The sequence below is a fragment of the Halomonas sp. AOP22-C1-8 genome (assembly GCF_052378905.1).
Classification (GTDB): Bacteria; Pseudomonadota; Gammaproteobacteria; order Pseudomonadales; family Halomonadaceae; genus Vreelandella; species Vreelandella citrativorans.
Map to the genome: position 1 here is coordinate 1 of NZ_JBQSYD010000022.1, position 22372 is coordinate 22372.

24 protein-coding genes are annotated in these 22372 nt (G+C 54.0%); 16 read left to right on the forward strand and 8 right to left on the reverse strand.

Features of this window, described 5'->3' with window-relative positions:
- Both ACT3TY_RS12450 and ACT3TY_RS12455 read left to right on the forward strand, forming a co-directional pair.
- Nucleotides 1-937, forward strand: a 937-nt coding sequence (locus ACT3TY_RS12450; protein WP_444628455.1) for a CNNM domain-containing protein, incomplete at its 5' end; no start/stop codon positions are given.
- Between the two features lie 164 nt (nucleotides 938-1101).
- Nucleotides 1102-1752 carry a peroxiredoxin gene (locus tag ACT3TY_RS12455; protein WP_087111990.1) on the forward strand — a complete coding sequence of 217 codons (651 nt, stop codon included), beginning with the start codon at nucleotides 1102-1104 and terminating at the stop codon, nucleotides 1750-1752.
- Between the two features lie 350 nt (nucleotides 1753-2102).
- Here ACT3TY_RS12455 and ACT3TY_RS12460 read toward each other — a convergent pair whose 3' ends face one another.
- Complete coding sequence (locus ACT3TY_RS12460) at nucleotides 2103-3116, reverse strand: isocitrate dehydrogenase (RefSeq protein ID WP_444628457.1); 1014 nt, start codon at nucleotides 3114-3116, stop codon at nucleotides 2103-2105.
- Between the two features lie 524 nt (nucleotides 3117-3640).
- On the opposite strand from ACT3TY_RS12460, the gene ACT3TY_RS12465 reads away from it, so the two are divergent.
- The 3 genes from ACT3TY_RS12465 to cfa all read left to right on the forward strand — a co-directional run bounded on the left by ACT3TY_RS12465 (nucleotide 3641) and on the right by cfa (nucleotide 7339).
- Nucleotides 3641-5131 carry a SulP family inorganic anion transporter gene (locus tag ACT3TY_RS12465; protein ID WP_192527395.1) on the forward strand — a complete coding sequence of 497 codons (1491 nt, stop codon included), beginning with the start codon at nucleotides 3641-3643 and terminating at the stop codon, nucleotides 5129-5131.
- A gap of 22 nt (nucleotides 5132-5153) precedes the next feature.
- Nucleotides 5154-6011 (forward strand): universal stress protein, encoded by an 858-nt coding sequence (locus ACT3TY_RS12470; protein WP_192527396.1) that lies wholly within the window; start codon nucleotides 5154-5156, stop codon nucleotides 6009-6011.
- A 167-nt stretch (nucleotides 6012-6178) separates the two neighbouring features.
- Entirely contained in the window at nucleotides 6179-7339 is a 1161-nt protein-coding gene (gene cfa, locus ACT3TY_RS12475; RefSeq protein ID WP_192527397.1) for a cyclopropane fatty acyl phospholipid synthase, read from the forward strand.
- Here the strand turns inward: cfa and ACT3TY_RS12480 are convergent.
- The 4 genes from ACT3TY_RS12480 to ACT3TY_RS12495 form a co-directional block, all read right to left on the reverse strand.
- A complete protein-coding gene (locus ACT3TY_RS12480; protein ID WP_192527398.1) occupies nucleotides 7336-8304 on the reverse strand; it encodes an arsenic resistance protein in 969 nt (322 codons plus the stop codon). The two genes, cfa and ACT3TY_RS12480, sit on opposite strands and share 4 nt — an antisense overlap.
- A 31-nt stretch (nucleotides 8305-8335) precedes the next feature.
- Nucleotides 8336-8725: a fluoride efflux transporter FluC gene (locus ACT3TY_RS12485; protein WP_192527399.1), complete on the reverse strand. Its 390-nt coding sequence runs from the start codon at nucleotides 8723-8725 to the stop codon at nucleotides 8336-8338.
- Nucleotides 8722-9108, reverse strand: coding sequence for a fluoride efflux transporter CrcB (gene crcB / locus ACT3TY_RS12490; protein ID WP_192527400.1), 387 nt, complete (start codon nucleotides 9106-9108; stop codon nucleotides 8722-8724). The genes ACT3TY_RS12485 and crcB overlap by 4 nt, the downstream gene beginning before the upstream one ends.
- A gap of 126 nt (nucleotides 9109-9234) precedes the next feature.
- Entirely contained in the window at nucleotides 9235-10929 is a 1695-nt protein-coding gene (locus ACT3TY_RS12495) for a 2-isopropylmalate synthase (RefSeq protein WP_087112007.1), read from the reverse strand.
- A 247-nt stretch (nucleotides 10930-11176) separates the two neighbouring features.
- Here ACT3TY_RS12495 and ACT3TY_RS12500 point away from each other — a divergent pair, with 247 nt between their 5' ends.
- Nucleotides 11177-11659, forward strand: coding sequence for an Lrp/AsnC family transcriptional regulator (locus tag ACT3TY_RS12500; RefSeq protein WP_441679260.1), 483 nt, complete (start codon nucleotides 11177-11179; stop codon nucleotides 11657-11659).
- A 70-nt stretch (nucleotides 11660-11729) separates the two neighbouring features.
- Nucleotides 11730-12083, forward strand: a complete 354-nt coding sequence (locus ACT3TY_RS12505; protein WP_193054457.1) for a RidA family protein — start codon at nucleotides 11730-11732, stop codon at nucleotides 12081-12083.
- Nucleotides 12084-12109: 26 nt separating this feature from the next.
- Here ACT3TY_RS12505 and ACT3TY_RS12510 read toward each other — a convergent pair whose 3' ends face one another.
- The 3 genes from ACT3TY_RS12510 to ACT3TY_RS12520 all read right to left on the reverse strand — a co-directional run bounded on the left by ACT3TY_RS12510 (nucleotide 12110) and on the right by ACT3TY_RS12520 (nucleotide 14717).
- A complete protein-coding gene (locus tag ACT3TY_RS12510) occupies nucleotides 12110-12961 on the reverse strand; it encodes a MurR/RpiR family transcriptional regulator (RefSeq protein WP_172117490.1) in 852 nt (283 codons plus the stop codon).
- Nucleotides 12961-13170, reverse strand: a complete 210-nt coding sequence (locus ACT3TY_RS12515) for an EAL domain-containing protein (protein WP_444628459.1) — start codon at nucleotides 13168-13170, stop codon at nucleotides 12961-12963. Before ACT3TY_RS12515 ends, ACT3TY_RS12510 begins: the two co-directional genes overlap by 1 nt.
- Nucleotides 13171-13361: 191 nt before the next feature.
- Complete coding sequence (locus ACT3TY_RS12520; protein WP_444628461.1) at nucleotides 13362-14717, reverse strand: aldehyde dehydrogenase family protein; 1356 nt, start codon at nucleotides 14715-14717, stop codon at nucleotides 13362-13364.
- Nucleotides 14718-14922: 205 nt separating this feature from the next.
- Here ACT3TY_RS12520 and ACT3TY_RS12525 point away from each other — a divergent pair, with 205 nt between their 5' ends.
- The 9 genes from ACT3TY_RS12525 to ACT3TY_RS12565 are packed head-to-tail and all read left to right on the forward strand — an operon-like array spanning nucleotide 14923 to nucleotide 22227.
- Complete coding sequence (locus ACT3TY_RS12525) at nucleotides 14923-16086, forward strand: GNAT family N-acetyltransferase (protein ID WP_444628462.1); 1164 nt, start codon at nucleotides 14923-14925, stop codon at nucleotides 16084-16086.
- Nucleotides 16087-16138: 52 nt separating this feature from the next.
- Entirely contained in the window at nucleotides 16139-16492 is a 354-nt protein-coding gene (ftsB, locus tag ACT3TY_RS12530) for a cell division protein FtsB (RefSeq protein ID WP_444628463.1), read from the forward strand.
- Between the two features lie 34 nt (nucleotides 16493-16526).
- Nucleotides 16527-17234 (forward strand): 2-C-methyl-D-erythritol 4-phosphate cytidylyltransferase, encoded by a 708-nt coding sequence (gene ispD, locus ACT3TY_RS12535; protein ID WP_172117494.1) that lies wholly within the window; start codon nucleotides 16527-16529, stop codon nucleotides 17232-17234.
- A complete protein-coding gene (gene ispF / locus ACT3TY_RS12540) occupies nucleotides 17234-17722 on the forward strand; it encodes a 2-C-methyl-D-erythritol 2,4-cyclodiphosphate synthase (RefSeq protein WP_444628465.1) in 489 nt (162 codons plus the stop codon). The genes ispD and ispF overlap by 1 nt, the downstream gene beginning before the upstream one ends.
- Nucleotides 17715-18755 carry a tRNA pseudouridine(13) synthase TruD gene (gene truD / locus ACT3TY_RS12545; RefSeq protein ID WP_444628466.1) on the forward strand — a complete coding sequence of 347 codons (1041 nt, stop codon included), beginning with the start codon at nucleotides 17715-17717 and terminating at the stop codon, nucleotides 18753-18755. Before ispF ends, truD begins: the two co-directional genes overlap by 8 nt.
- Nucleotides 18756-18790: 35 nt before the next feature.
- A complete protein-coding gene (gene surE / locus ACT3TY_RS12550; protein WP_193054465.1) occupies nucleotides 18791-19537 on the forward strand; it encodes a 5'/3'-nucleotidase SurE in 747 nt (248 codons plus the stop codon).
- Nucleotides 19524-20201: a protein-L-isoaspartate(D-aspartate) O-methyltransferase gene (locus tag ACT3TY_RS12555; protein WP_444628468.1), complete on the forward strand. Its 678-nt coding sequence runs from the start codon at nucleotides 19524-19526 to the stop codon at nucleotides 20199-20201. The genes surE and ACT3TY_RS12555 overlap by 14 nt, the downstream gene beginning before the upstream one ends.
- A complete protein-coding gene (locus ACT3TY_RS12560; RefSeq protein ID WP_444628470.1) occupies nucleotides 20198-21157 on the forward strand; it encodes a DUF368 domain-containing protein in 960 nt (319 codons plus the stop codon). Before ACT3TY_RS12555 ends, ACT3TY_RS12560 begins: the two co-directional genes overlap by 4 nt.
- Nucleotides 21158-21174: 17 nt before the next feature.
- On the forward strand, nucleotides 21175-22227 hold the full coding sequence (locus ACT3TY_RS12565; RefSeq protein ID WP_444628471.1) for a peptidoglycan DD-metalloendopeptidase family protein: 1053 nt from the start codon (nucleotides 21175-21177) through the stop codon (nucleotides 22225-22227).
- Nucleotides 22228-22372 lie beyond the last annotated feature (145 nt).

Sequence of the window (22372 nt, forward strand, 5' to 3'; positions counted from 1 at the left end):
TATTGCCAGGCTAAAAGAAGAGAAACCCAAGCTGCATGCCTCGCTTAATCAGCTTAAGACCAGCATTGACCGGCCCTTGGCGGCGATACTGACGCTTAATACAATTGCGCATACCGTTGGTGCAACGGCAGTGGGCGCGCAAGCGGCAGTGGTATTCGGCGAAGCCTCCATTGCCATTGTGTCTGCTGTCATGACAATGCTGATTCTGGTGCTGTCTGAAATTATTCCCAAGACGATTGGCGCTACTTATTGGCGCGGGCTGGCACCACTTTTGCCGCGTTTACTAAAGCCGATGATAGTGGGGTTACTGCCCTTTATCTGGATGTCGGAGCAGATTACGCGTCGGCTGGGCACGTCAGAGCATGATGTTGATCTACGTGATGAGATCAAAGTGCTGGCGCGCGTAGGGCTTGAGGAAAAGGTGTTGGATGCCGACGAGTCGCGCACCATCATCAATATGCTTAACTTGCATGACATTGCCGTAAGCCAGGCCATGACGCCAAGAACGGTATGCGTGACAGTGCCCCCTAACATGGACGTCAAAACATTTGATCAGCAGTACGGTAAGACATCCTTTACGCGCTTTCCCGTTATGGATAACGGTGAAATGGCCTTTGGCTATGTGCATAAATCCGATACATATCACGCCGATGACGCCAAAACCATGCGCGAGCTTATGCACCCCATTGGCAGTGTCGATATTGCGCACAATGTAGAGCAGGTTTTTGCTTCAATGCTCAAGGACCATCTGCACATGCGCGTTGTGTATGACGAGCATGGCACCTTTGTAGGCCTTATTACGCTTGAAGATATTATTGAAACCATCCTGGGTCAGGACATCATTGATGAGACTGACAGCGTGGCTAATTTAAGGCATCACGCCAAGCAGCGCTGGCTGACACGTGTAAAGCATAAAGTCCCCAATGCTAGCGCTTAGGCTAGCCGTGCGAAGGGGGCTTCAAAAGTGGCGGGAGCTGTCCTTTGAACGTCAGCCAATAGCACGGGTGAATATTCGCTTTCTTAGCACTAAATGTTCTATAGTGGATTGCTTAAAGGTGGTTTAAGGTATTAAAAGCAGTAATCACCCGCGAAGGAGGCACAATGTCATTACGTATTAATGCGGTCGTTCCCGATTTTGAAGCACAAACTAGCCAAGGGCCTATCCAGTTCCACGAGTGGATTGGTGATAGCTGGGCTATTTTATTTTCACACCCCAAGGACTTTACACCGGTTTGCACCACGGAGTTTGGTGCTGTAGCCACGCTAAGCGCCGAGTGGAAAAAGCGCGGCACTAAGGTGATTGGTGTGTCGGTTGATGGCGTTGAGGATCACAAACGCTGGGCCGACGATATCACCCGGTATAGCGGCAGCGACGTTGATTTTCCGATCATCGCCGATGAAGGCCTCAAGGTTTCCAAACTGTTTGATATGCTGCCCGAAGATGCCTATCTGCCGGATGGCCGTACGCCAGCCGACAGCGCCACGGTACGCTCGGTGTTTATCATTGGGCCGGATAAGCAGCTAAAGCTATCCATGACCTATCCCATGACGGTAGGGCGTAATTTCGCTGAAATTCTACGTGCTCTGGATGCCCTGCAGGCAACCGTTAAGCACGGTGTGGCGACTCCCGCTGATTGGACAGTTGGTCAGGATGTTATTATTCCGCCAAGCGTTTCAGATGACGATGCCAAGCAAAAATTTGGTGAGTTTGACGCGGTGCTGCCTTACCTGCGTAAAACATCGCTAAAATAAGCGCGCAGTCATAGCGTTCTTACTAAAGCCCTAGGGTTATTAACGCCTTGGGGCTTTTTTAATGGCGCCTGATAACCCATTACGATGTTGCGAACACACGTTATTTAACCGCTGTTGATACGCTTGGTCTGTTAGTTTAAGGCTTTGGTTAGCCGCTGAGCTTCCGCGATGGTTTGGGCGGCCTGGTCTGTATCACGCATAACGCGCTGTAAGTGGTTTAGGTCGTTTCGCCCTCTTCAACACGCTGTGCGATTGCTGGTTGGCTAGCAGTGAGCAAGCAGGGCTCGTAACCAAAAGCGCCCTTGATGAAAGGGCGCAAATAGCTAACGAAACGTATTCAAGCCGAATAGTTAGGCGTGGACGTACTCAACCAGCGCTTGCGCAAAGGTATCGGTGTTGCCCGTGCCGCCCATATCGGGCGTGACCATGTCACGGCGGGTCTCTAACACCGAGCGAATGCCGTGGCGGATAGTTTCGCCTTTGTCTGCCATGCCCAAATGATCAAGCAGCTGCGCGGCAGCCAACAATAGAGCGCAGGGGTTGGCGAGCTTTTTACCCGCAATGTCAGGGGCTGAGCCGTGTACCGCTTCAAAAATCGCCGCTCTGTCACCAATATTAGCGCCAGGTGCTAAGCCCAGCCCGCCCACCAGGCCTGCACACAGGTCTGAGAGAATATCGCCAAACAGGTTCGTGGTGACCACCACATCAAACTGATGCGGGTTCATCACCAACTGCATACAGGCGTTATCGACAATCATCTCTTGAAACTCAATGTCGGGATATTCGCTTGCGATCTCACGCGCCACATCCAAAAACAGCCCTGAGCTGGTCTTGATAATATTGGCTTTATGCACTGCAGTGACCTTTTTCCGGCCACTGCTTTTGGCCAGCTCAAACGCATAACGCACAATACGTTCGGAGCCTTTACGGGTTACCTTGATCACTGAAATGCCGGTGTTGCCGTCGTCGATCATCTCCTGACCGTCAGACAAATACGCACCTTCGGTATTTTCGCGTACGGTGATCATGTCGATGTCTTCAAAGCGCGAACGAGTGCCAGGAAAACTGATCGCCGGGCGTACGTTGGCATAAAGGTCAAAGTGACGGCGTAGCTGTACGTTAATGGAGGAGAAGCCCTTGCCAATGGGCGTGGTCAGCGGGCCTTTCAATGCAATGCCGTGTTTCTCTATAGCATCAAGCGATGCCTGCGGGATCAACGTTCCATGATTTTCCAGCGCTGACAGGCCTGCATCCACAAACTCGTATTCAAAGCCGCACTCAAGCGCATCGAGCACGCGCAGGGTGGCATCCATAATTTCAGGCCCAATGCCATCGCCTTTAATCACCGCAATTGAATGGCTCATGTGCTACTCCTCAGGAAGATGGGAACGCGTTGGCCGAAATGTTGACCAGGTTCAATGATGGCGCCTTATGCGCTTGATGCCCATGGTAAGCGATGGTGGCGCTGAAGCGCATCCTGCGCTGGCTATTTCAGTATACCACCAGGCCTCAAGTGCGCTGGGGTGCAGAAGAGGTAGGTTGCTGGTAAACTCTGCACCGGTTCTGCCGCTTAACCTTCAGTGGCAAGGTAACTTCGTAAAATATCTCGGCAAGGCATCTGCGCAATGAAACGCTCATTGGCAACATCTGTAGTACTTACCACTGGGTTGATGACTCCACCCTAGGTATTCCCTCTTTCGAAAACGCCATGGCGCGAAAGCGCTTCCACGGCGTTACGGCATTCTATTGCTGTTATTTGGCTACTGACGCTCTTGGCGTCTTCATCCTGCAGCCTGACTCATACAATCTGGTTTTGAATGACGTGACATCTGGCCCTGTGGGGCGGAGTTAGCGCGTCTTGTTTAATCAATAACGATGGACTCCCTGAATGGCACTTTTCAGCAAGCATGAGTGGTTTTCCAATATTAAAGGCGACACCCTTTCGGGCCTGGTCGTCGCGCTGGCGCTGATTCCCGAAGCGATCGCGTTCTCCATTATCGCAGGCGTCGACCCGAAAGTAGGTCTTTATGCCTCGTTCTGTATTGCGGTGATTATCGCCTTTACCGGTGGGCGGCCGGGGATGATCTCAGCGGCCACTGGTGCCATGGCGCTATTGATGGTCACGCTGGTGCGCGAGCATGGCCTTGAGTACTTGCTGGCAGCAACGCTTTTAACCGGGGTGTTTCAGATCATTGCAGGATATTTAAAACTGGCTGAGCTAATGCGCTTTGTGTCCCGCTCGGTCGTTACTGGCTTTGTGAATGCGCTAGCCATTTTGATCTTTATGGCCCAGTTACCTGAGTTAACCAATGTCACTTGGCATGTGTATGTCATGACCCTGGCCGGTTTAGGCATTATCTATTTATTCCCTTATCTGCCGGTGATCGGTAAAACGCTACCCTCGCCGCTGGTGTGCATCGTGGTGTTAACCATTGTGTATATGGTGAGCGGCATGGATATTCGCACGGTGGGTGATATGGGCGAGCTGCCTGATACGCTGCCGATTTTCCTGTGGCCGAATGTCCCGCTTAACCTTGAAACCTTGATGATTATTCTGCCTTACGCCTTGATGCTGTGTGTGGTGGGTCTACTGGAATCGATGATGACAGCGACCATTGTGGACGATTTGACCGACACGTCGAGTGATAAAAACCGCGAGTGCAAAGGCCAAGGCATTGCCAATATTGGTGCCGGGTTACTGGGCGGTATGGCGGGTTGTGCCATGATTGGTCAGTCGGTGATCAATATTAAATCCGGTGGCCGTACGCGGCTATCAACATTGATTGCGGGCGTTGTACTGCTGTTGTTGGTCGTTTTTCTAGCCGATTGGGTCTCACAAATTCCCATGGCCGCGCTGGTAGCCGTCATGATTATGGTGTCGATAGGCACCTTTAGCTGGGCGTCGATTCGGGATCTTAAAAAGCATCCTCTCAGCACCAATATTGTCATGTTGGCGACGGTCGCTGTGACCGTAAGTACCCATAACCTGGCGATCGGGGTTTTTGTTGGCGTGCTGCTGGCAGCGCTGTTTTTTGCCAATAAGGTTGGCAATATCATGTACATCGGCTCTACTGAGATAGAGACGGGCCGAGAGCGTGAGTATCAGGTCGTTGGGCAGGTCTTCTTCGCCTCTTCCGAGCGTTTTATGGCGGCGTTTGATTTCAAGGAGAGCCTAGACAAGGTGACGATCAATGTATCCAACGCGCACTTCTGGGATGTTACCGCTGTACAGGCACTTGATCGGGTCGTTATCAAGTTCCGCCGTGAAGGCACTGACGTCACGTTGGTTGGGATGAGCGAAGCCAGCGCCACGGTGGTTGACCGCTACGCGATGCACAACGATCAAAAGGCGGTCGAAAAACTGATGGATGGCCACTAAGCATCTAATAAAGGAGAGCAGCATGCCGGAACATGTAGTTGCCGCAATTGATGGTTCCCGGTTTTCACAAGCCGTTTGCGATTACGCTGCCTGGGCAAGCCTTGCGCTGGGCGCGCCGTTAACCTTTGTGCATGTGGCCGATAACCATTCAGAAGTGTCAGGCGAGCCGGATCTTTCGGGCCAGCTGTTTTTTGGCGCCCGCGAGCGCTTGCTGGAGGAGCTGCTGGGCCTTGATGAGAAGCGTGCCAAGGTCAACCGCGAACAGGGCAGGTTGATGCTGGAAGCAGCCCGGGCGCGCGCCGTTGAAGAGGGCGTTAGCGACGCAGTTACTCGCCAACTGAACGGTACTTTGGTGGAAACACTGGTCGGGCTTGAAAATGAAATGCGCCTGCTGGTGATGGGTAAGCGCGGCGAGACGGCTCATCAAGCCAGCGAGCATCTTGGCTCCAACCTTGAGCGGGTGGTGCGTGAAATGCATCGCCCTATTTTGATGGTGCCCGCTACGTTCAAGCAGCCTGAAAAAGTATTGATTGCGTATGATGGCAGCAAAACGGCTCGCAAAGGCGTGGAAATGCTGGCCCGTTCGCCACTGTTTGCAGGCAGCGAGTGCCATGTACTACTGGTGGATACGGACAATGCAGAGAATCGCCTGGAGCTTGGTTGGGCGCTAGGTATCCTGCGTGAAGCAGGCCACAAGGCAGAAGGCGCTATCCGCAACGGCAACGTAGATGATGCGCTGCAAACCTACGAGCAAGAGCACGCGATTGACCTCTTGGTCATGGGCGCTTACGGGCACTCGCGCATCCGCCACTTGTTGGTTGGCAGTACGACGACTGCGATGCTGCGTAGCAGCCGTATCCCCGTTCTTATTTTGCGCTAAGTCTCCTTCTTTTCTCTATGATAAGCCGCTTTGCTACGGGTTAGCAGAGCGGCTTTTTAACAATGACAAAGGGAAAAATTAAAATCTGCAAATGCTGAAATGAGCTTCTATGTTTATTTAAGAGTGTCTTGAACTATTCATCTCTTGAGTAGCGTAAGGAGCCTGACGTGAATCTACCCACGCTTGAACGAACATCACAGCCGTTTAATCCCACCTCTTCCTCTCATCGCTTTGCAGCCAGCCTAATGGCCCAGGCTGATATACAGTTCAACGGCGATCGCCCTTGGGATATGCAGCTTAAAGCGCCTGGTGTGATCGAAAATGCACTAGCGCGTGGCAATCTGGGCTTAGGTGAAAGCTATATGCAGGGGCACTGGGACTGCGAACAGTTGGACGTGTTTTTTACCCGCTTGCTGCGCGCGCAATTGCATCAACGTATTAAGCCCACGCAATTGATTTATCACGCGTTGCGTACTCGGTTGTTAAACCGACAAAGCGTAAAGCGGGCTTGGGAAGTAGGCGAGAAACACTACGATCTTGGCAATGAGTTTTATGCGGCCATGCTTGACCAGCGTATGACGTATACCTGCGGTTATTGGAAAGACGCGTGCACACTAGATGAAGCACAAGAGGCGAAGCTGGACTTAATCTGCCGAAAGCTGCAGTTAGCACCGGGTATGCGCGTACTTGATATCGGCTGTGGGTGGGGGAGCTTTATGGCTTATGCGGCCGAGCATTATGGCGTTGAGTGTGTCGGCCTGACCATCTCCAAAGAGCAGGCGGATTTTGGTAAACGATTGATCAAAAAAGGCTTGCCGGTAGAGTTCCGTTTACAGGATTACCGCGATGAAACTGAAAGATTTGATCGTATTGTTAGTATTGGCATGTTCGAACATGTGGGCCGTAAAAACTATCGCGCCTATATGGAAGTGGTCAGTCGCTGCCTAAAGGATGAAGGTCTTTTCTTGCTTCATACGATTGGCAAAAATCTTGGTACGACCGTGTCCGATCCATGGATCGATAAATACATTTTTCCGAATGGCGAGTTGCCTACCTTAAGCCATATTACCGATGCGGTTGAAACGCTTTTTGTGGTGGAAGATATACATAACTTTGGAGCTGACTACGATAAAACGCTGATGGCCTGGTATCACAATAGCGAAGCCAATTGGCCCCAGTTTAAAGGTCAGTTTAATCCAACGTTTTATCGTATGTGGCGCTACTACCTGTTGAGTTGTGCGGGAGCCTTTAGAGCACGTGAGATTCAGCTGTGGCAACTGGTATTCAGCAAACAGGGTGTAGCGGGAGGATACGCGAGGGTTAGCTAGCTGCCTCGCTCACGGTCAGGCAGCAATTTACCGGGCACCCAGCGTAGATAGAAGATCATTCCAAAAAGCTCTACCAGTGACTGAAAAATAATCACTACGACTGCGGGTTGCCATGCGCCAGGCAGAGCCAGGGCGATGGGCAGCATGACAAACGAGTTGCGTGTGCCAAAGCTAAAAGCCAGCGTGCGGGTGCTGGCGTTTGGCAAGCGGAACAACCGGCCCAGCGCACGACCCAGCCAGCCCGCAAACACCAGAAAACCCATGAAGATAAACACGACCTGAGCCATTACATGATACAGCCCGCCCAGGTGATTGACCTGTGACGCTGCAATAATAAAGACCACGAAGGCAAGTAATGGCACGGGCAGTATGCCCAGATGATAGATGGCGCGCTTGATGCGCCTATGCCGAGTAGCCGCAAATTCCGTTAGCCCGGCAAGCGCTAGAGGAAGCAGGATAAGGCCCGCAAAAGCAACGATTAGTGAGGTGGAGAGTGCCAGATGAAACCACTCTGATCCCAGAAAGAGCCAGAGATAAATAGGTAGAGCGACCATCTGCACCAATAACAGTAGCGGAGCGGCTGCAATAGCGCGGGGCGCATCACCCTTGCCCAAGTGGGTAAAACTGATAAACCAGTCGGTGCAGGGCACCAGCAGTACCAGCAATACGCCGACCAATACCGCGGGCGAGAGCGGCAGCCAAGCGACCACCAACCCCAGAAAGGCTGGAATGGCGATAAAGTTGCCCACTAGCAGCGCCGCCATAAAGCGGCCATCGGTAAGGCCGCGAACCACGCTAAGCAAAGGGATCTGGCTAAAGGTGGTGTACATCAGAAGGCCTAACAGCGGCCATAATAACTGCTCCAGCACATCGGCCAGCGCCGGTGACACAACCCCCAAGGCCAGCCCTAGGCCAATGCAGACCAGGTAAATCCAGCACTGGTGTTTTTCTATCTGCTCGCGCATTGGTTTTCTCGGAGTGGTTTTTCTTGAGTGGCTATTGGCGGCGAAGCGCCATGCGCTCGCCTGCCATGGCGGCCAATAGCCATAGCGGCAGGCTTACCAGCACGTATGAAATTCCCAGCCAGCCTTGCCCATGGTTAATGAAATGCAGCGTTTCCAGGCTAAACAGTGAAAAGGTCGTAAAGCCGCCGCAAAAACCTGCCACGAGCAGCGGGTGCCAGTAGGTCAGTTTGCCATGGGGTGCACGTAGCGCGGTGGCGGCTATCCAGCCGATCAAACCTGACCCCAGTACGTTGACGATCAGCGTGCCCCACGGGAAATAGCTACCCAAGGCAGCTTGGGAGACCAGCGATACGGCGTAGCGCAGTGCGCTGCCCAGGCCGCTACCAATCCCGACGGCAAGGTAGCATTTCCAAGTCCTCATACGCGGTACCCTGCCAGCGCCCAGCCCAACGCTGCCATACCAATGCCCAGCACCAGTGTGCCGCCCACGTTGAGTGCTGCACGACCCGATTGACCGCCTTGCCAAAGTTCAAGAGTTTGCAGGCTAAACGATGAGACCGTGGTATAGCCGCCGAGTAGGCCAGTTACGCTAAACAGCCAGAACGCCGTTGGTGTGTCAGGCAGGCCTTGGCTGCCCAGTAGCCAGCCTGCGGCCAGCGCGCCGGTCGCGTTAACGACGAGCGTGCCCCAGGGAAACGCCTTGCCCAGCCAGCGCGCTATCAGGTTGGAAAGAGCAAACCTGACCATTCCCCCGAGTGCGCCGCCCAGTGCGATAAGCAGTATGCTTGCGATGCCCGGACCCATGTTTTCTCCACCGGCTAACAAAAGGGGTCTCTGATAAGCGGCCAATTCTAACATGCGTTTTCAAGGCGCAGAAAAATGCCTTGCGTGGGTCGTCACGCAAGGCATGGGTATATTACTTATAGACCGTTAGGCCGACAGGATGCTGCCCTGGTGGTTTAGCGCTGCTCCCGCGTTTGTAGTGGAGACGCGGTTGATGCCCGAGATCAGAGCTTTCAAAGAAGCGCTGACCGTGTCGCTATCTTCGGCAACGGCGCAAATGCGCTGGCCATCAACGCTCAACTGTACAAAGGCAATGGCGTTGGCTTCGCTACCACCGCCCAGCGAGTGCTCACTGTAGTCGATAATCGTCACGTTAACACCGGAGTGCTTCTGCCAGGCATCGGTAAAGGCCGACATGGCACCGTTGCCGGAACCGGACAGGCGCAGGGTTTCGCTACCTTGCCATAAGGTCACTTCAAGTCCTTCATGCTGGCCCTTGGAAAGCTGATAGTCCGCCAGCGACAGTGGCGCTTCCTGGGTGAAGTTATCGAGCATCACTTGGCGGATCATCTCGCTTGAGAGTTCGCTGGCGCGCTCTTCGCTCTCTTTCTGCACATAGGGGGCCAAGGCCAGCATCATCCAGCGAGGCAGATTTATGCCATAGTCGCGCTCAAGCAAAAAGGCCATGCCGCCCTTGCCGGACTGGCTGTTGACTCGAATCACGGCCTGGTAGTCGCGGCCAATGTCGTGGGGATCAATCGGCAGGTAAGCCACTTGCCACGGTTCGTCGGGCTTCTGGTGCTTGAGGGATTTACGAATCGCATCCTGATGGCTACCAGAGAAGGCGGTGTACACCATTTCACCCACCCAAGGGTGGCGCGGGTGCATGGCAATGCCGGTGCACTCGTGAACGACCTGAATGATTTCATCCGGGTTGGAAAGATCAAGGTTAGGATCAATCCCTTGGCTGTAGAGGTTCATGGCCAGCGTGATGATGTCCATGTTGCCGGTACGCTCGCCATTACCCAGCAGCGTGCCTTCCACACGGTCGGCACCGGCAAGCAAGGCAAGTTCCGCAGAGGCTACCGCCCCGCCTCGGTCATTGTGGGTATGCACCGAGATAATCACGCTATCGCGACGACTGATGTGCTGGCAGAAGTATTCGATCTGGTCGGCGTGGTGGTGAGGGCCAGCCACTTCGACGGTCGTCGGCAAGTTGAGAATGCACTTGTTCTCAGGCGTTGGCTGCCAAACGTCCATAACCGCTTCACAAATCGCCAGCGAGAAATCGATTTCGGTGCTGGAAAAACTTTCTGGGGTGTACTCGAAACGCCAGGCAACGTCTGGATAGCGCTCGGCATACTGTTTGACCCAGGTGGCGCCCTGAACGGCAATATCAGTAATACCGTCGCGGTCCATCTCAAACACGCGCTCGCGCTGAATGGTCGAGGTCGAGTTATACAGGTGGATAATAGCGCGCTTGGCACCCACTAACGACTCAAAGGTTTTTTCAATCAAATGCTCGCGGCACTGCACCAGCACCGCGATGGTGACATCCTCAGGAATCTGATCTTCTTCAATTAACCAGCGCACAAAATCAAAGTCGGGTTGGCTGGCGGAAGGAAACCCCACCATGACTTCTTTAATGCCCACCTTGACGATCTGGTGCCAGAAGCGCTTTTTCTGCTCAACGGTCATCGGCTCTAGCAGCGCCTGGTTACCATCACGTAGGTCTTCACTTACCCAGATCGGCGCACGATCAAGGTCACGGTCAGGCCATTGGCGGTTAAACGCAGGAACGCGCGGTGCTGGGCGATATTTACGATGATCGAAAGCAGACATGGTGAGATTCCTAAGGGATTAATGACTTGGAAATTGGCCGCTTGTGGCGTAGGCCTTGGTGCATTAAAACACGCTCATCGGTGCAGACTCATGATGCAGAGTATGGCACGCAACCGTTAACTGCTTTTGGCAGTGTGGATAGTGTAACGGGTTTATAGCGCTAGGTTGTTGCTAAAAATGGATAAAAATGGCATTAATTGGCAGTATATTTTAATAAGTTGGAATTTATTAGCAGAGGCTGCTATTTATGTCGGTGACACCATTGACGCTTGACCGTTTTGACCGCCAAATTTTGACTATTCTGCAGCAAGAAGGGCGGATCAGTAACCAGGAATTGGCTGATCGAATTGGCCTTTCGGCATCACCCTGTTTGCGCCGGGTGCGTGCGCTGGAAGAACACGGCTTGATTATGCAGTATCGCGCCGAGGTAGATGCTCGCCAGTTGGGCTACCAACTGATGGTGCTGCTGCATATTGCCATGGACCAGCATACCTCCGAGCGGTTTGAGAACTTTGAACGCCACATCCGAACAATTCCCAACGTGATCGAATGTCTGATCATTACCGGGCAGGCTGCCGACTTTCAGCTAAAGATTTTAGTCCAGGATATGGATGATTATCAGCATTTACTGCTGCACGTTATTAACCGTATTGAAGGTGTCACAGGGGCGCATACCAGCTTTGTGTTACGCCGGGTTTTCGAACATCGGCCGGTACCCACGGAGCGCTGAACAGGAAAGCGTGGTCAGTCACTGAGTCGCCGTTTACACTGTTTTTTTCCCATTTTTAGGAGAGTGCTCTATGACTATCGAACGTCACGATACCAAGGCCCGCATGAGTCGCGCCGTTATCCACCAAGGGGTTGCTTATTTATGTGGCCAGGTCGCGGGGCCTGAGGCGCGTCATGGCGATATTAAGGCGCAGACAGAAAGCATGCTGGCGCGTGTCGATGCGCTGTTAAAAGAGATCGGCTCAAGCCGTGAGCAGCTATTAAGCGCCACGATTTATCTCAAGGATGGCAGCGATGTCGTCGCCATGAATGAGGTGTGGGATGCCTGGGTGCCCGAAGGCTACGCGCCAGCGCGTACCTGCGTATGTGCCCCGATGCCCGCCGACGAGTTAAAAGTAGAAATAACCGTGACCACCGCCGTATAGAACGAAAGCCTTTCTAGCTGGCTGGGCTATTCCAGCGGAAAGCGGGTATCGCGCAGGCTGTCCTTGATTTTTTTCAAGTGCGGTAAGAAGTCTTCGCCACGCCGTAGTGTGACGCCGGTGGCCAGGGCGTCAATCAAGGTAAGCTGAATCACCCTTGACGTCATGGGCATGTAGTGGTCGGTGTCTTCAGGGGTTGCCACGTTAAGCGTGGCGCTGCACTCGTTGGCAAGCGGTGACGCGGGGGCTGTAATACCCAGCACAACAGCGCCAGATTCGCGCGCTACACGGGCGATATCTACCAGCTCACGGGTGCGTCCGGTGTAGGAAATAATCACCACCACATCGCCCGTATGGCAGGACGCCGCCACCATACGCTGCATCAATACATCGGCGTAGGCCATGACCGGTAGATTGAACCGAAAAAACTTATGCTGGGCATCCTGAGCGACGGCACCTGATGCGCCTAACCCAAAAAAGTGAATCTGCTTTGCCTGGGTTAGGTAGTCGACCATTCGTTCAATGGCCGCCATATCAATATCACGCTGGGCTTCATCCAGCGCGGCAATGGTGGCGCCAAAAATTTTCTGCGTGTATTGGGCCGCCGTATCGCCGGGCTCAACGGCGCGGGTCACGTAGGGTGTCCCACCCGCCAGGCTTTGCGCGAGCTTGATTTTAAAGTCGGGATATCCCTTGGCGCCAAAATTGCGGCAAAACCGGTTAACGGTCGGCTCGCTGACACTGGCGGCTTGGGCCAGGCTTGCGATGCTTAAGCTGGTAGCGGCTGTCGGATCGTCCAGGATCACGTTAGCAACTTTACGCTCGGAGCGGTTTAATTCTTCTAAGCGTTCGCGTAAGCGGTCAAGCAAGTCATGCGCCATTAAGCAGGCTCCAAAGCAGTGTGGGGCGGAAGTTGTGATGTCCAATCTTTACACCAGGCAACAAACACATTGGCTGGCAGTGGTCGAGCATAATAGTCCCCTTGCGCTGCTTCGCAACCGATAGAGTGTAAATCGGCGGCGTGTTCGGCGGTTCCAATCCCTTCTGCCACAATATCACAACCCACCGCGTAGGCTAATTGGGTAATCATAACGGCAAGTTGGCGATCAACGGCGTTTTTATTAGGGGCTGCATAGCACCACTGTTATAGCCTTTATCAGCCACTAGCGCCGCGCCAGAAGGTAACTCGGCAATCAGTGCCGGAGCCTCTACTCTGCGAGGTTGCTCTTATCCTGCCAATATCTCTGCAATGAAACGCCCATAGCCCCTAATGAATAAGCTTTAACGTAAACGAAGCAGTTTCATAAGCCAGCGCCGGTAGGGCGGCTGCAAAATTCTGCTGGTAGCGTGTTTCGTTTGATAAAACACACCACGTAAATGGCTAAAGCGCTCAAAACCGTGGCGCCCATGATAAGCCCCCATGCCACTTTCACCGATGCCGCCAAACGGTAAGGTGGGGACCGCGTGATGGAGCAGTGTTTCATTAAAGACAAGCGCACCGGAACGAGTCTGTTGCAGTAACCGCGCTTGAAGCGTTTTATCATTAGTAAACGCATATACCACTAAAGCGTGCGGACGTGCATTCACAAACCCAATCGCCGCCTCCATATTTTTAACACCGATAACGGGGAGCGCGCGGCCAAAAATCTCTTCGTGCATCACAGAAAGTGTTTGGGTGGGGTCGATAACCAGCGCAGGGGCATGGTTGCCATGATCAATGACTCGGCAGCCGTGGTTACGGGCTTCTGTCAGCAGGCCCTCTACGCGTGCGCGATGGGCATCATTGATCGGGCTGGTTGCTTCTCTGCTATCAGGGCGCTGCTGGACAATAGCACGGCTTAGTGCGCTAACCAGGGACTCAAGATGGCGGCTTTCTACAAGAACGTAATCGGGTGCCAAACACGTTTGCCCACCGTTAAGTCCCTTGCCAAATATAATGGCCATGGCCGCTTTGTCTATATCGGCATCACCTGCCACCAGCGCGGGGGATTTACCGCCTAGCTCCAAGGTCACTGGCGTAAGGTTGGCTGCCGCAGCACTAGCCACGTGACGTCCAATGCTGGTCGAACCGGTAAACACCAGGTGATCAAAGGGCAGCTTGCTAAATGCCTGAGCGGTCGATGCATCTCCTTGAATGACGACGAGTTCATCCTGGGTAAAATATTGGCAAGCCAAGCGAGCGAGCAAGGTGCTGGTGTGAGGTGTTAGCTCACTGGGCTTTAGCATGACAACATTACCGGCGGCAAAGGCGTCAATAACGGGCAGTAGCGCAAGACTCCACGGGTAATTCCAGGGGGAAATAACCCCAACGATGCCCAATGGCTGCGGGGCTATGCGTGCTTGTGCCGGTAACAGGCGCCAAGGCACACCGACGCGCCAGGGGCGCATCCAGCGCCAGAGGTGACGGCGCGCATAACGTATGGCCTGTAGCACGGCACTAATTTCCGCCAAGTGGATTTCTGTGTCGCTACGCTGGCCAAAGTCCGTTTGAATAGCCCGCACAATCTCATGCTGATGACGCTTGGTCATTTGCGCTAAACGTGCCAATCGTGCGCGACGAACACTTAGCGTTGGAAAAGGCGTTTGATCAACAGCGTGTCGTTGGGCATTAAAGATACCTGTTAAATCGTGCTGCATAACCGCTCCTTATCTTCCGTACCTGGATGTCTTGGGGCGCAATAGTGGCTTGTAAGCGCTACGTTAATGTTCGTGTCGTAAGGCTAAGACGGTAGTTAAGACGATAGTTAAGTCGATAGTTAAGTCGATAGTAAGGGTAACGCTGCGTTAATGATAAAGTAAGACGGGATAACAGGGCGCCAACGCTTTGCTCTTGGGAGATATCATGTCTGCGTGCTCGTTAGAACTCTCTACTCTATCCGCCATGGAAAACATTGAGGCAAGCCAGTGGGATGCCTTGGTCGGCCACGATCAGCCTTTTCTGCGCCATGCATTTTTGCATGCGCTGGAGGCGAGTGGCTCGGTGAGGCGTGAGACAGGATGGGAGCCCTGCCATGCCTGCGTTTGGCGAGCAGGCCAATTAGTAGGCGCACTGCCCATGTACCGTAAACATCACTCTTACGGTGAGTATGTATTTGATTGGGGGTGGGCGGAAGCGTTCGAAAGAGCCGGTGGCACCTATTACCCTAAAGCGCTCAGCGCTATCCCGTTTACTCCCGTTCCGGGGGTGCGCACGCTACTTGCTAGCCATCTAAATGCTGAGGCTATCCGTGCTCTGTTAGCGTCAGCCTGGCAAACGCTTTGTCACCAGGAGGCGCTCTCCAGCTGGCATTTATTGTTTGCCGATGAGCATGACGTGACGGCCTGGCAGGCGCAGTTTCCCCAATTAACGGTCCGCGAAGGGCTTCAATTCCAGTGGCAGGACGCAGGTTTTGGCGACTTTGATGGTTTCCTGGCAAGCCTGACATCCAAACGGCGAAAAATGATCAAGCGTGAACGGCGCTTGGTGGCCGAACAGGGGCTAAATGTGGTGCGCCTGGAGGGCCAGGAGATCACCCAGGAAACAATGACGCACTTCTATCGCTGTTATTCAATGACGTATCTGGAGCGCGGTCGTTCGCCCTATTTAAATCATGCCTTTTTTGAACGGTTACGCCAGACCATGCCCGAAACATTGATGCTGGTGCAGGCGCAGTTGAATGGCCAACCGGTTGCGTCGGCGCTCTATTTTCGTGGTGAGCACACGCTGTATGGCCGCTACTGGGGAAGTGAAGTGGAGGCCGATTGTCTGCATTTTGAAGCCTGCTATTACCAAGGCATTGAGTACTGTTTGCAGAATGGGCTGACGCGCTTTGACCCAGGTACCCAGGGGGAACATAAGTTAGTACGCGGTTTCGCCCCTCAACGCGTTCGTTCGCTGCACTATATGAACCATCCCGGCTTGGCGGCGGGTGTTGCCCAATTTTGCCAAGCGGAGGGCGCCCAAGTGAGCGCGTATCGTGAGGCGGCTTTTCAAGCGCTGCCTTTTAAAGTGCCTGCGGCTCGCTGATGGTTCTGCATAGTGGCATAATGCGCGCCGTTACTGCCTTGGGAGATCGGTGATGCACAAATGGGTTGTGGTAGCGTTACTTGTCGTACTGGGTTTGCTCCAGTACACGCTTTGGTTAGGTAATGGTGGCTGGCGTGACCTGCAAATAGTCGAGCAGCGCGTTGCTGCACAGGAAGAGGCCAACTTGCCCATGCGCGAGCGAAACGCACGCTTAGCGGCCGAGGTCACCGATCTTAAGACCGGGCTGGACGCTATTGAAGAGCGGGCCCGAAGTGATATGGGCATGGTGCGTAGCGATGAACAGTTTTTCTGGGTGCCGGGTGTTGCCATAACGACCGAGTTGATTGGTATTAACGCAGGACTGGTGGTCCAACCACGACTAGATCGTGAGCAATCGGCACAGTGAGTAAACAAACAGTGAATATGTCAGGTAAGCGGCTTTGAAAAAAACGCTTTGGCTGATCGTGCCTGCCGCCGGGCAAGGGCGTCGCATGGGAGCCGATAAACCCAAGCAGTACCTGATGTTAGGTGAGCGCCCAATACTGGTGCACACTCTGGCGCGACTTTACGAGGCGTTTCCCAAGGCGTCGTTAGTGCTCTGCCTGGACAGCGATGATCAGTGGTTTCAGGCTGAATGGGTTCCTTTTGCGGCCTGGCAGCGCGTAACGGGCGGCATCGAACGCATGGATAGCGTACTCAACGCGCTACATGCCATACCCGCACAGGATGACGATATTGTGATGGTGCACGATGTGGCTCGCCCGTGTATTACCACGGATGACCTGCATGCCCTGTATCAGGCGGTCACTCATCACACCGGCGGGGCGCTATTGGCGATGCCGGTGGCAGATACCATGAAACGGGCTAACGCCGAACAGCAAAGTACCTGTACAGAACCCCGAGAAGGGCTTTGGCATGCGCTGACACCCCAGGGGTTTCATTACGGGCTATTGCGCCAGGCACTTGAGAGTGCCCGGCATCAAAAACGCATGGTGACCGATGAGGCGTCAGCGGTCGAGGCGCTGGGTAGGCAGCCGCAATTGGTTAGCGGGCGGCGCGATAATTTAAAAGTGACGCATCCGGATGACCTTGCCCTCGCCGCCGCCATTTTGTCAGCACAATCAGATACGTTTACTCAGGAGGCTTAATGCGAATTGGTCATGGCTTTGATGTTCACCGGTTCGGCCCCGGCGACCACTTAATGATTGGTGGCGTTAAACTGCCGTTTTCACAAGGCTTTGTCGCACACTCCGATGGCGATGTGCTGCTTCATGCGGTAAGCGATGCGCTATTAGGTGCCTGCGCGCTGGGCGATATTGGTCATCACTTTCCCGATACCGACCCTGAATGGAAAGGCGCTGATAGTCGTATGCTGCTGCGCCATGTGATGAGCCTGGTTCGGGCGGAAGGTTATGAAGTTGTAAACCTGGACGCGACCCTGATGGCTCAAGCGCCCAAAATGGCGCCGCATATTGCGACAATGCGTCAAACCATTGCTGACACCTTGAATGTTTCCTTGGGCCAGGTAAACGTTAAGGCCACCACGACGGAACGGCTAGGATTTACCGGGCGCGGTGAAGGCATTGCTGCTGAAACGGTGGTTTTGCTCGGCCGGCCTGAGGCGTTGGATGAGTAAGCTGCCTCAGTGGGCACGCTCTTTGGATGCTGCGTTTGGGCCGCCCAGGCCGGGGCATTATCGGGCCCAACCTGAGGATTTTTTGGTTGACGAGCAGCTAGACTTCACGCCTGAATCGCATGGTGAGCATCTTTGGCTGCGGATTGAAAAACGCAATCAGACCACGCTGGATGTGGTGAAAAGTGTCAGCCGATTATGCGGTGTGACCCCGCGAGATATTGGCTATTCAGGCATGAAGGACCGAATAGCCGTGACGCGCCAATGGTTAAGCATTCACTTGCCAGGGCGTGACGCGCCTGCTGACCTGGTGTCAGCACTGGGCGGATTGGGCATCACGGTGCTTGAAAGCGTGCGTCACCCACGCAAACTAAAACGTGGCGTTCATCGCACCAACGCGTTTACGTTACGATTGAGTGGCGACGCGATCACAGCGGATGATTTCGTTAATCGCTGGCGGGCACTTTGCCAGCTCGGGGCGCCCAACTATTTTGGCCCTCAGCGGTTCGGCCCTGAGGCGCGTAATTTACAGCGTGCCGAGGCACTACTCGCACGGGGGTGGCGCAAACGTGACGACCGTCAAGGAATGCTGCTCTCTACTGCGCGAAGTTTTCTATTTAATGAGCTGCTAAGCGCTCGCTTGGCGGACAGCAATTGGCATCAGCCTATCCCAGGCGATACCGTGATGCTTGACGGCACCCAAAGCGTATTCGGCGTCGACACGGTGGACGAGTCGCTGATAACGCGTGCCGCTGAGCTGGACGTGCATCCAACCGCGGCGCTTTGGGGCATGGGTGAAAACGCCGTTGATGACGCAGGGCGCTACGAGGCGCAGCTAGCCCGTCAGCATCCTGAGTTGTGTAAAGGTTTGGAAGCCAGCGGTGTGAAACGCTCCCATAGGGCACTGCGTATGCGATTAACGGCGCCCCAGCTCACTTGGGAATCTGATGCCGTGCTACTCTCGTTTGCACTACCCCGAGGCAGTTTTGCTACCGCCGTTATCGGTGAGCTCATTCATCACCCGGATATGGCGTAAGCCGCCAGATTACGCTGATCAACAAGGAGATATCAATGCGGCGACTGCTGCTCTCTAACGACGACGGTGTTTACGCCCCAGGGCTGAAAGCGTTACATGATGCGCTGGAGGCTCATGCCAAGCTGCGTGTCGTTGCCCCGGACCGTGACCGTAGCGGGGCAAGTAACTCGCTGACATTATCGCGCCCGCTCTCATTAACCGCGCTGGAAAATGGTTTCTATAGCGTGGATGGTACGCCCGCTGACTGCGTTTACTTGGGCGTAAATGGCGTGTGGGATGAGCGGCCTGATCTGGTTATTTCAGGGATTAACCACGGTGGCAATTTAGGCGATGACGTGCTCTATTCAGGCACGGTGGCCGCGGCCATGGAGGGCCGCAACCTGGGCATGATCGCGATTGCCATGTCGCTATGCGGTGATCGTTACTTTGACACCGCAGCGAAAGTGGCATCCAGCCTGATTGGCGCCGCCGATCAACTCTCCTTGCCGCCCAGAACGCTGCTCAACGTTAACGTTCCAGATGTGCCGTGGGAAGCCATCAAAGGCGTTAAGGTAACCCGGCTTGGATATCGTGGCCCGGCTGAAAAACCGCTTGCGATCAAAGACCCACGTGGGCGGACGCGCTATTGGATTGCGCCGGTTGCTGCCAATGCGGATGACGGTGAAGATACCGATTTTGCCGCTATCGAGGCAGGTTATGTATCGATTACGCCGCTGCAAACCGACTTGACACGCCACCCTGCGTGCCGTGACGTACAGGATTGGTTGGATGCCTTTGCCTGATATTTCGCCCATTGAGCGGCGCGGGCGGGGAATGACCTCTCAGCGTACCCGGGATCGCATGATTGATCGGTTGATCGAACAGGGAATTCGACATCCGGATGTGCTTGATGTGATGGCTGGCGAGCCCAGGCATCTGTTTGTTGACGAGGCTTTGGCGCATCGTGCCTATGAAGATACGGCGCTGCCTATCGGCTTTGGGCAGACGTTATCACAGCCGCTTACTGTGGCGCGGATGACAGAACTGGTTTTGAAAGCCGAGCCACGCCGTGTGTTGGAAGTGGGCACCGGCTCTGGGTATCAAACGCTGATTTTGTCGCGCTTAGTGAAGGAGCTTTACTCCATTGAGCGTATTTACGCCTTGCATGAGCGAGCGAGTGATCGCCTTTGGCGCTTGGGCGCAGAGGTAACGCTAACCGTTGCCGATGGAGGCGAGGGCTGGTCAACGGCGGCACCGTTCGATGTTATTTTATTGACGGCTTGTGCGCAGACACTGCCTGAAATATTGCTCGAGCAGCTAAGTCGCGATGGGGTGTTGATTGCGCCGTTGGAAGCGCCTGATGGCAGCCAATGGCTTACCCAGATAAAGCGCATTGGGAATGCTTTTGAGAAGCGGCGGCTTGAGCCCGTGCGTTTTGTACCTTTATTGCAAGGAGTAGTGGATTGAAGCGTAAATCCTTGGGGATTTTTTTTAAAGGTGCCGGGATGGGGGCCGCAGATGCCATACCCGGAGTTTCGGGGGGCACGATTGCCTTTGTTACCGGCATTTATGAAGAGCTGATCAATACCATTAAGCAGTTTGGTCCTGGCGCGTTGGTGGTTTGGCAGCGTGATGGGTGGCGTGCCCTCGTTAAGCACTTGAACCTGGCCTTTTTGATCCCTTTGCTGGCCGGTGTCGGCATCAGCCTGGTCAGCGTGGCGCACTTGGCGCTATGGCTGATGGAAGCGCATCCTCTGCTGCTTGATGGCTTCTTTTTCGGGCTGGTTGCCGCCTCTGGAATGGTGGTCGCTCAAGCGGGAGACCGCTGGAAATTTTGGTATTTATTTCCGCTGTTGGCCGGTTTACTGTTGGCCAGAATGCTGCCGGGCTTAATGCCCTTGGTGCTATTGCTCGGTAATGAGGCCACGATTGTGATGGTGGCGGGGTGTATTGCGATTAGCGCCATGTTGTTGCCAGGCGTGTCGGGCAGTTTTTTGTTGCTCACGATGGGGCTCTACGGCACGATAATGGGGGCTATTCGCAGTTTCGACATCACTATTATTATGCTGTTTGGTATGGGATGTGTGATAGGCCTTGCGCTGTTTTCGCGGCTATTATCCTGGCTGTTAAGACGTCATCATGGCTTTACGATGCAATTGCTTTTAGGGTTTATTATTGGCTCGTTGCCGGTTCTGTGGCCATGGCGCGAGCTGTTGCGTTATCAGGTTGGTCCAAGCGGGCAAATGATACCCTTGGAGTATCGTTATTTGCTGCCCAGTGATTATGCGGCGTTGACCGGCGCTTCCGCGCAGATTATCGGCGTGGTGTTGCTGATGGTCGTTGGTATATTGCTGGTCATACTATTGAACCGTCGGGCAGGGAAGTCGACCACGTTAGATTCAACTAATACGGCTCAGCGCTGAAAAGGAGTAGGGTTTGCATGCGTAAAGTCTTCATGATGTCAGCCTTGGTGTTGGCAATTAGCGGGTGTGCCAATCAGCAGCACAATACCCCGCAAGTACGTGACTTGAGTGAAGCGAGTCGCGTGGTGGAAAACTCGCCTCAATACACTGTCAAACCAGGCGACACCCTGTATGGCATCGCTTGGAAGCATAATCTGGATTACCGCCAGCTAGCTGCTATCAACAATATTGATGCGCCCTACCAAATTCACCCCGGACAGATGATTGCATTGCGTGAAGGGGCAGGGGCTGGCAATAATTCCCAGCCCGCAAATCAGGCGCAAAACACGCCGAGTGAATCGCGTGGCGTTGTCGCAACCGGGCTCAACCCGCAGGCGACAGCAGTAGCCAGTAACGACCAGGAACTTGATTGGCTACTGCCTGATGAATCGGCGATTGAACGCGCTCAGCGTTTAAACGCTGAGCGCCCTGAACAACAAACGGTTGAAAGTGCTCAGCAGGTAGCGTCAACTAACAGTGCACCGCAAGAATCTCCCTCTCAACCCGAGGTAGCTGCTACCGAGCCAAGGCCTGAACCTGAGCCAGAAGCGGTCCCAGCATCGGAGCCTGAGGAACAGGTGGTTGCTCAATCCGAAACACCTGTGGCTGCTCCAGAGGAACGTTCGGACCGCTCATCGCGTACGTTCACGCCCGCAGAGACGATCAACTGGCAATGGCCGACAGATGGGCAAGTCACGGGTAACTTCGGCGAAGGTGATTCGATTACCGCCGGGATTGATATCGCCGGACAAAAGGGGCAACCTGTCAAAGCCGCAGGCCCGGGTATTGTCGTTTATGCGGGGAGTGGCGTACGTGGGTACGGTAATCTTATTCTTCTTAAACACAACGATCAGTTCCTAAGTGCCTATGCGCATAACGACAGCTTAAACGTTAGTGAAAATGACGTGGTTGAAGCAGGCGAAGTGATCGCCACCATGGGAAACAGTGATGCAGAAAGCGTTAGGCTGCACTTTGAGGTGCGCCGTGATGGTCAGCCTCAGGATCCTATGGAGTTTTTACCTGCACGCTAATCAGTGGAGTACCCGATAAGCGAGTAGCGGCAAGGTTTTGTTGAGCCAGCCCCTTGCGAGCTGGCCCACATAAAAATAATAACACCAGTAACGCACACGTAAGCGCGGTTACCTTTAAATATTAAAAGGCGGGCAGGCGATACTA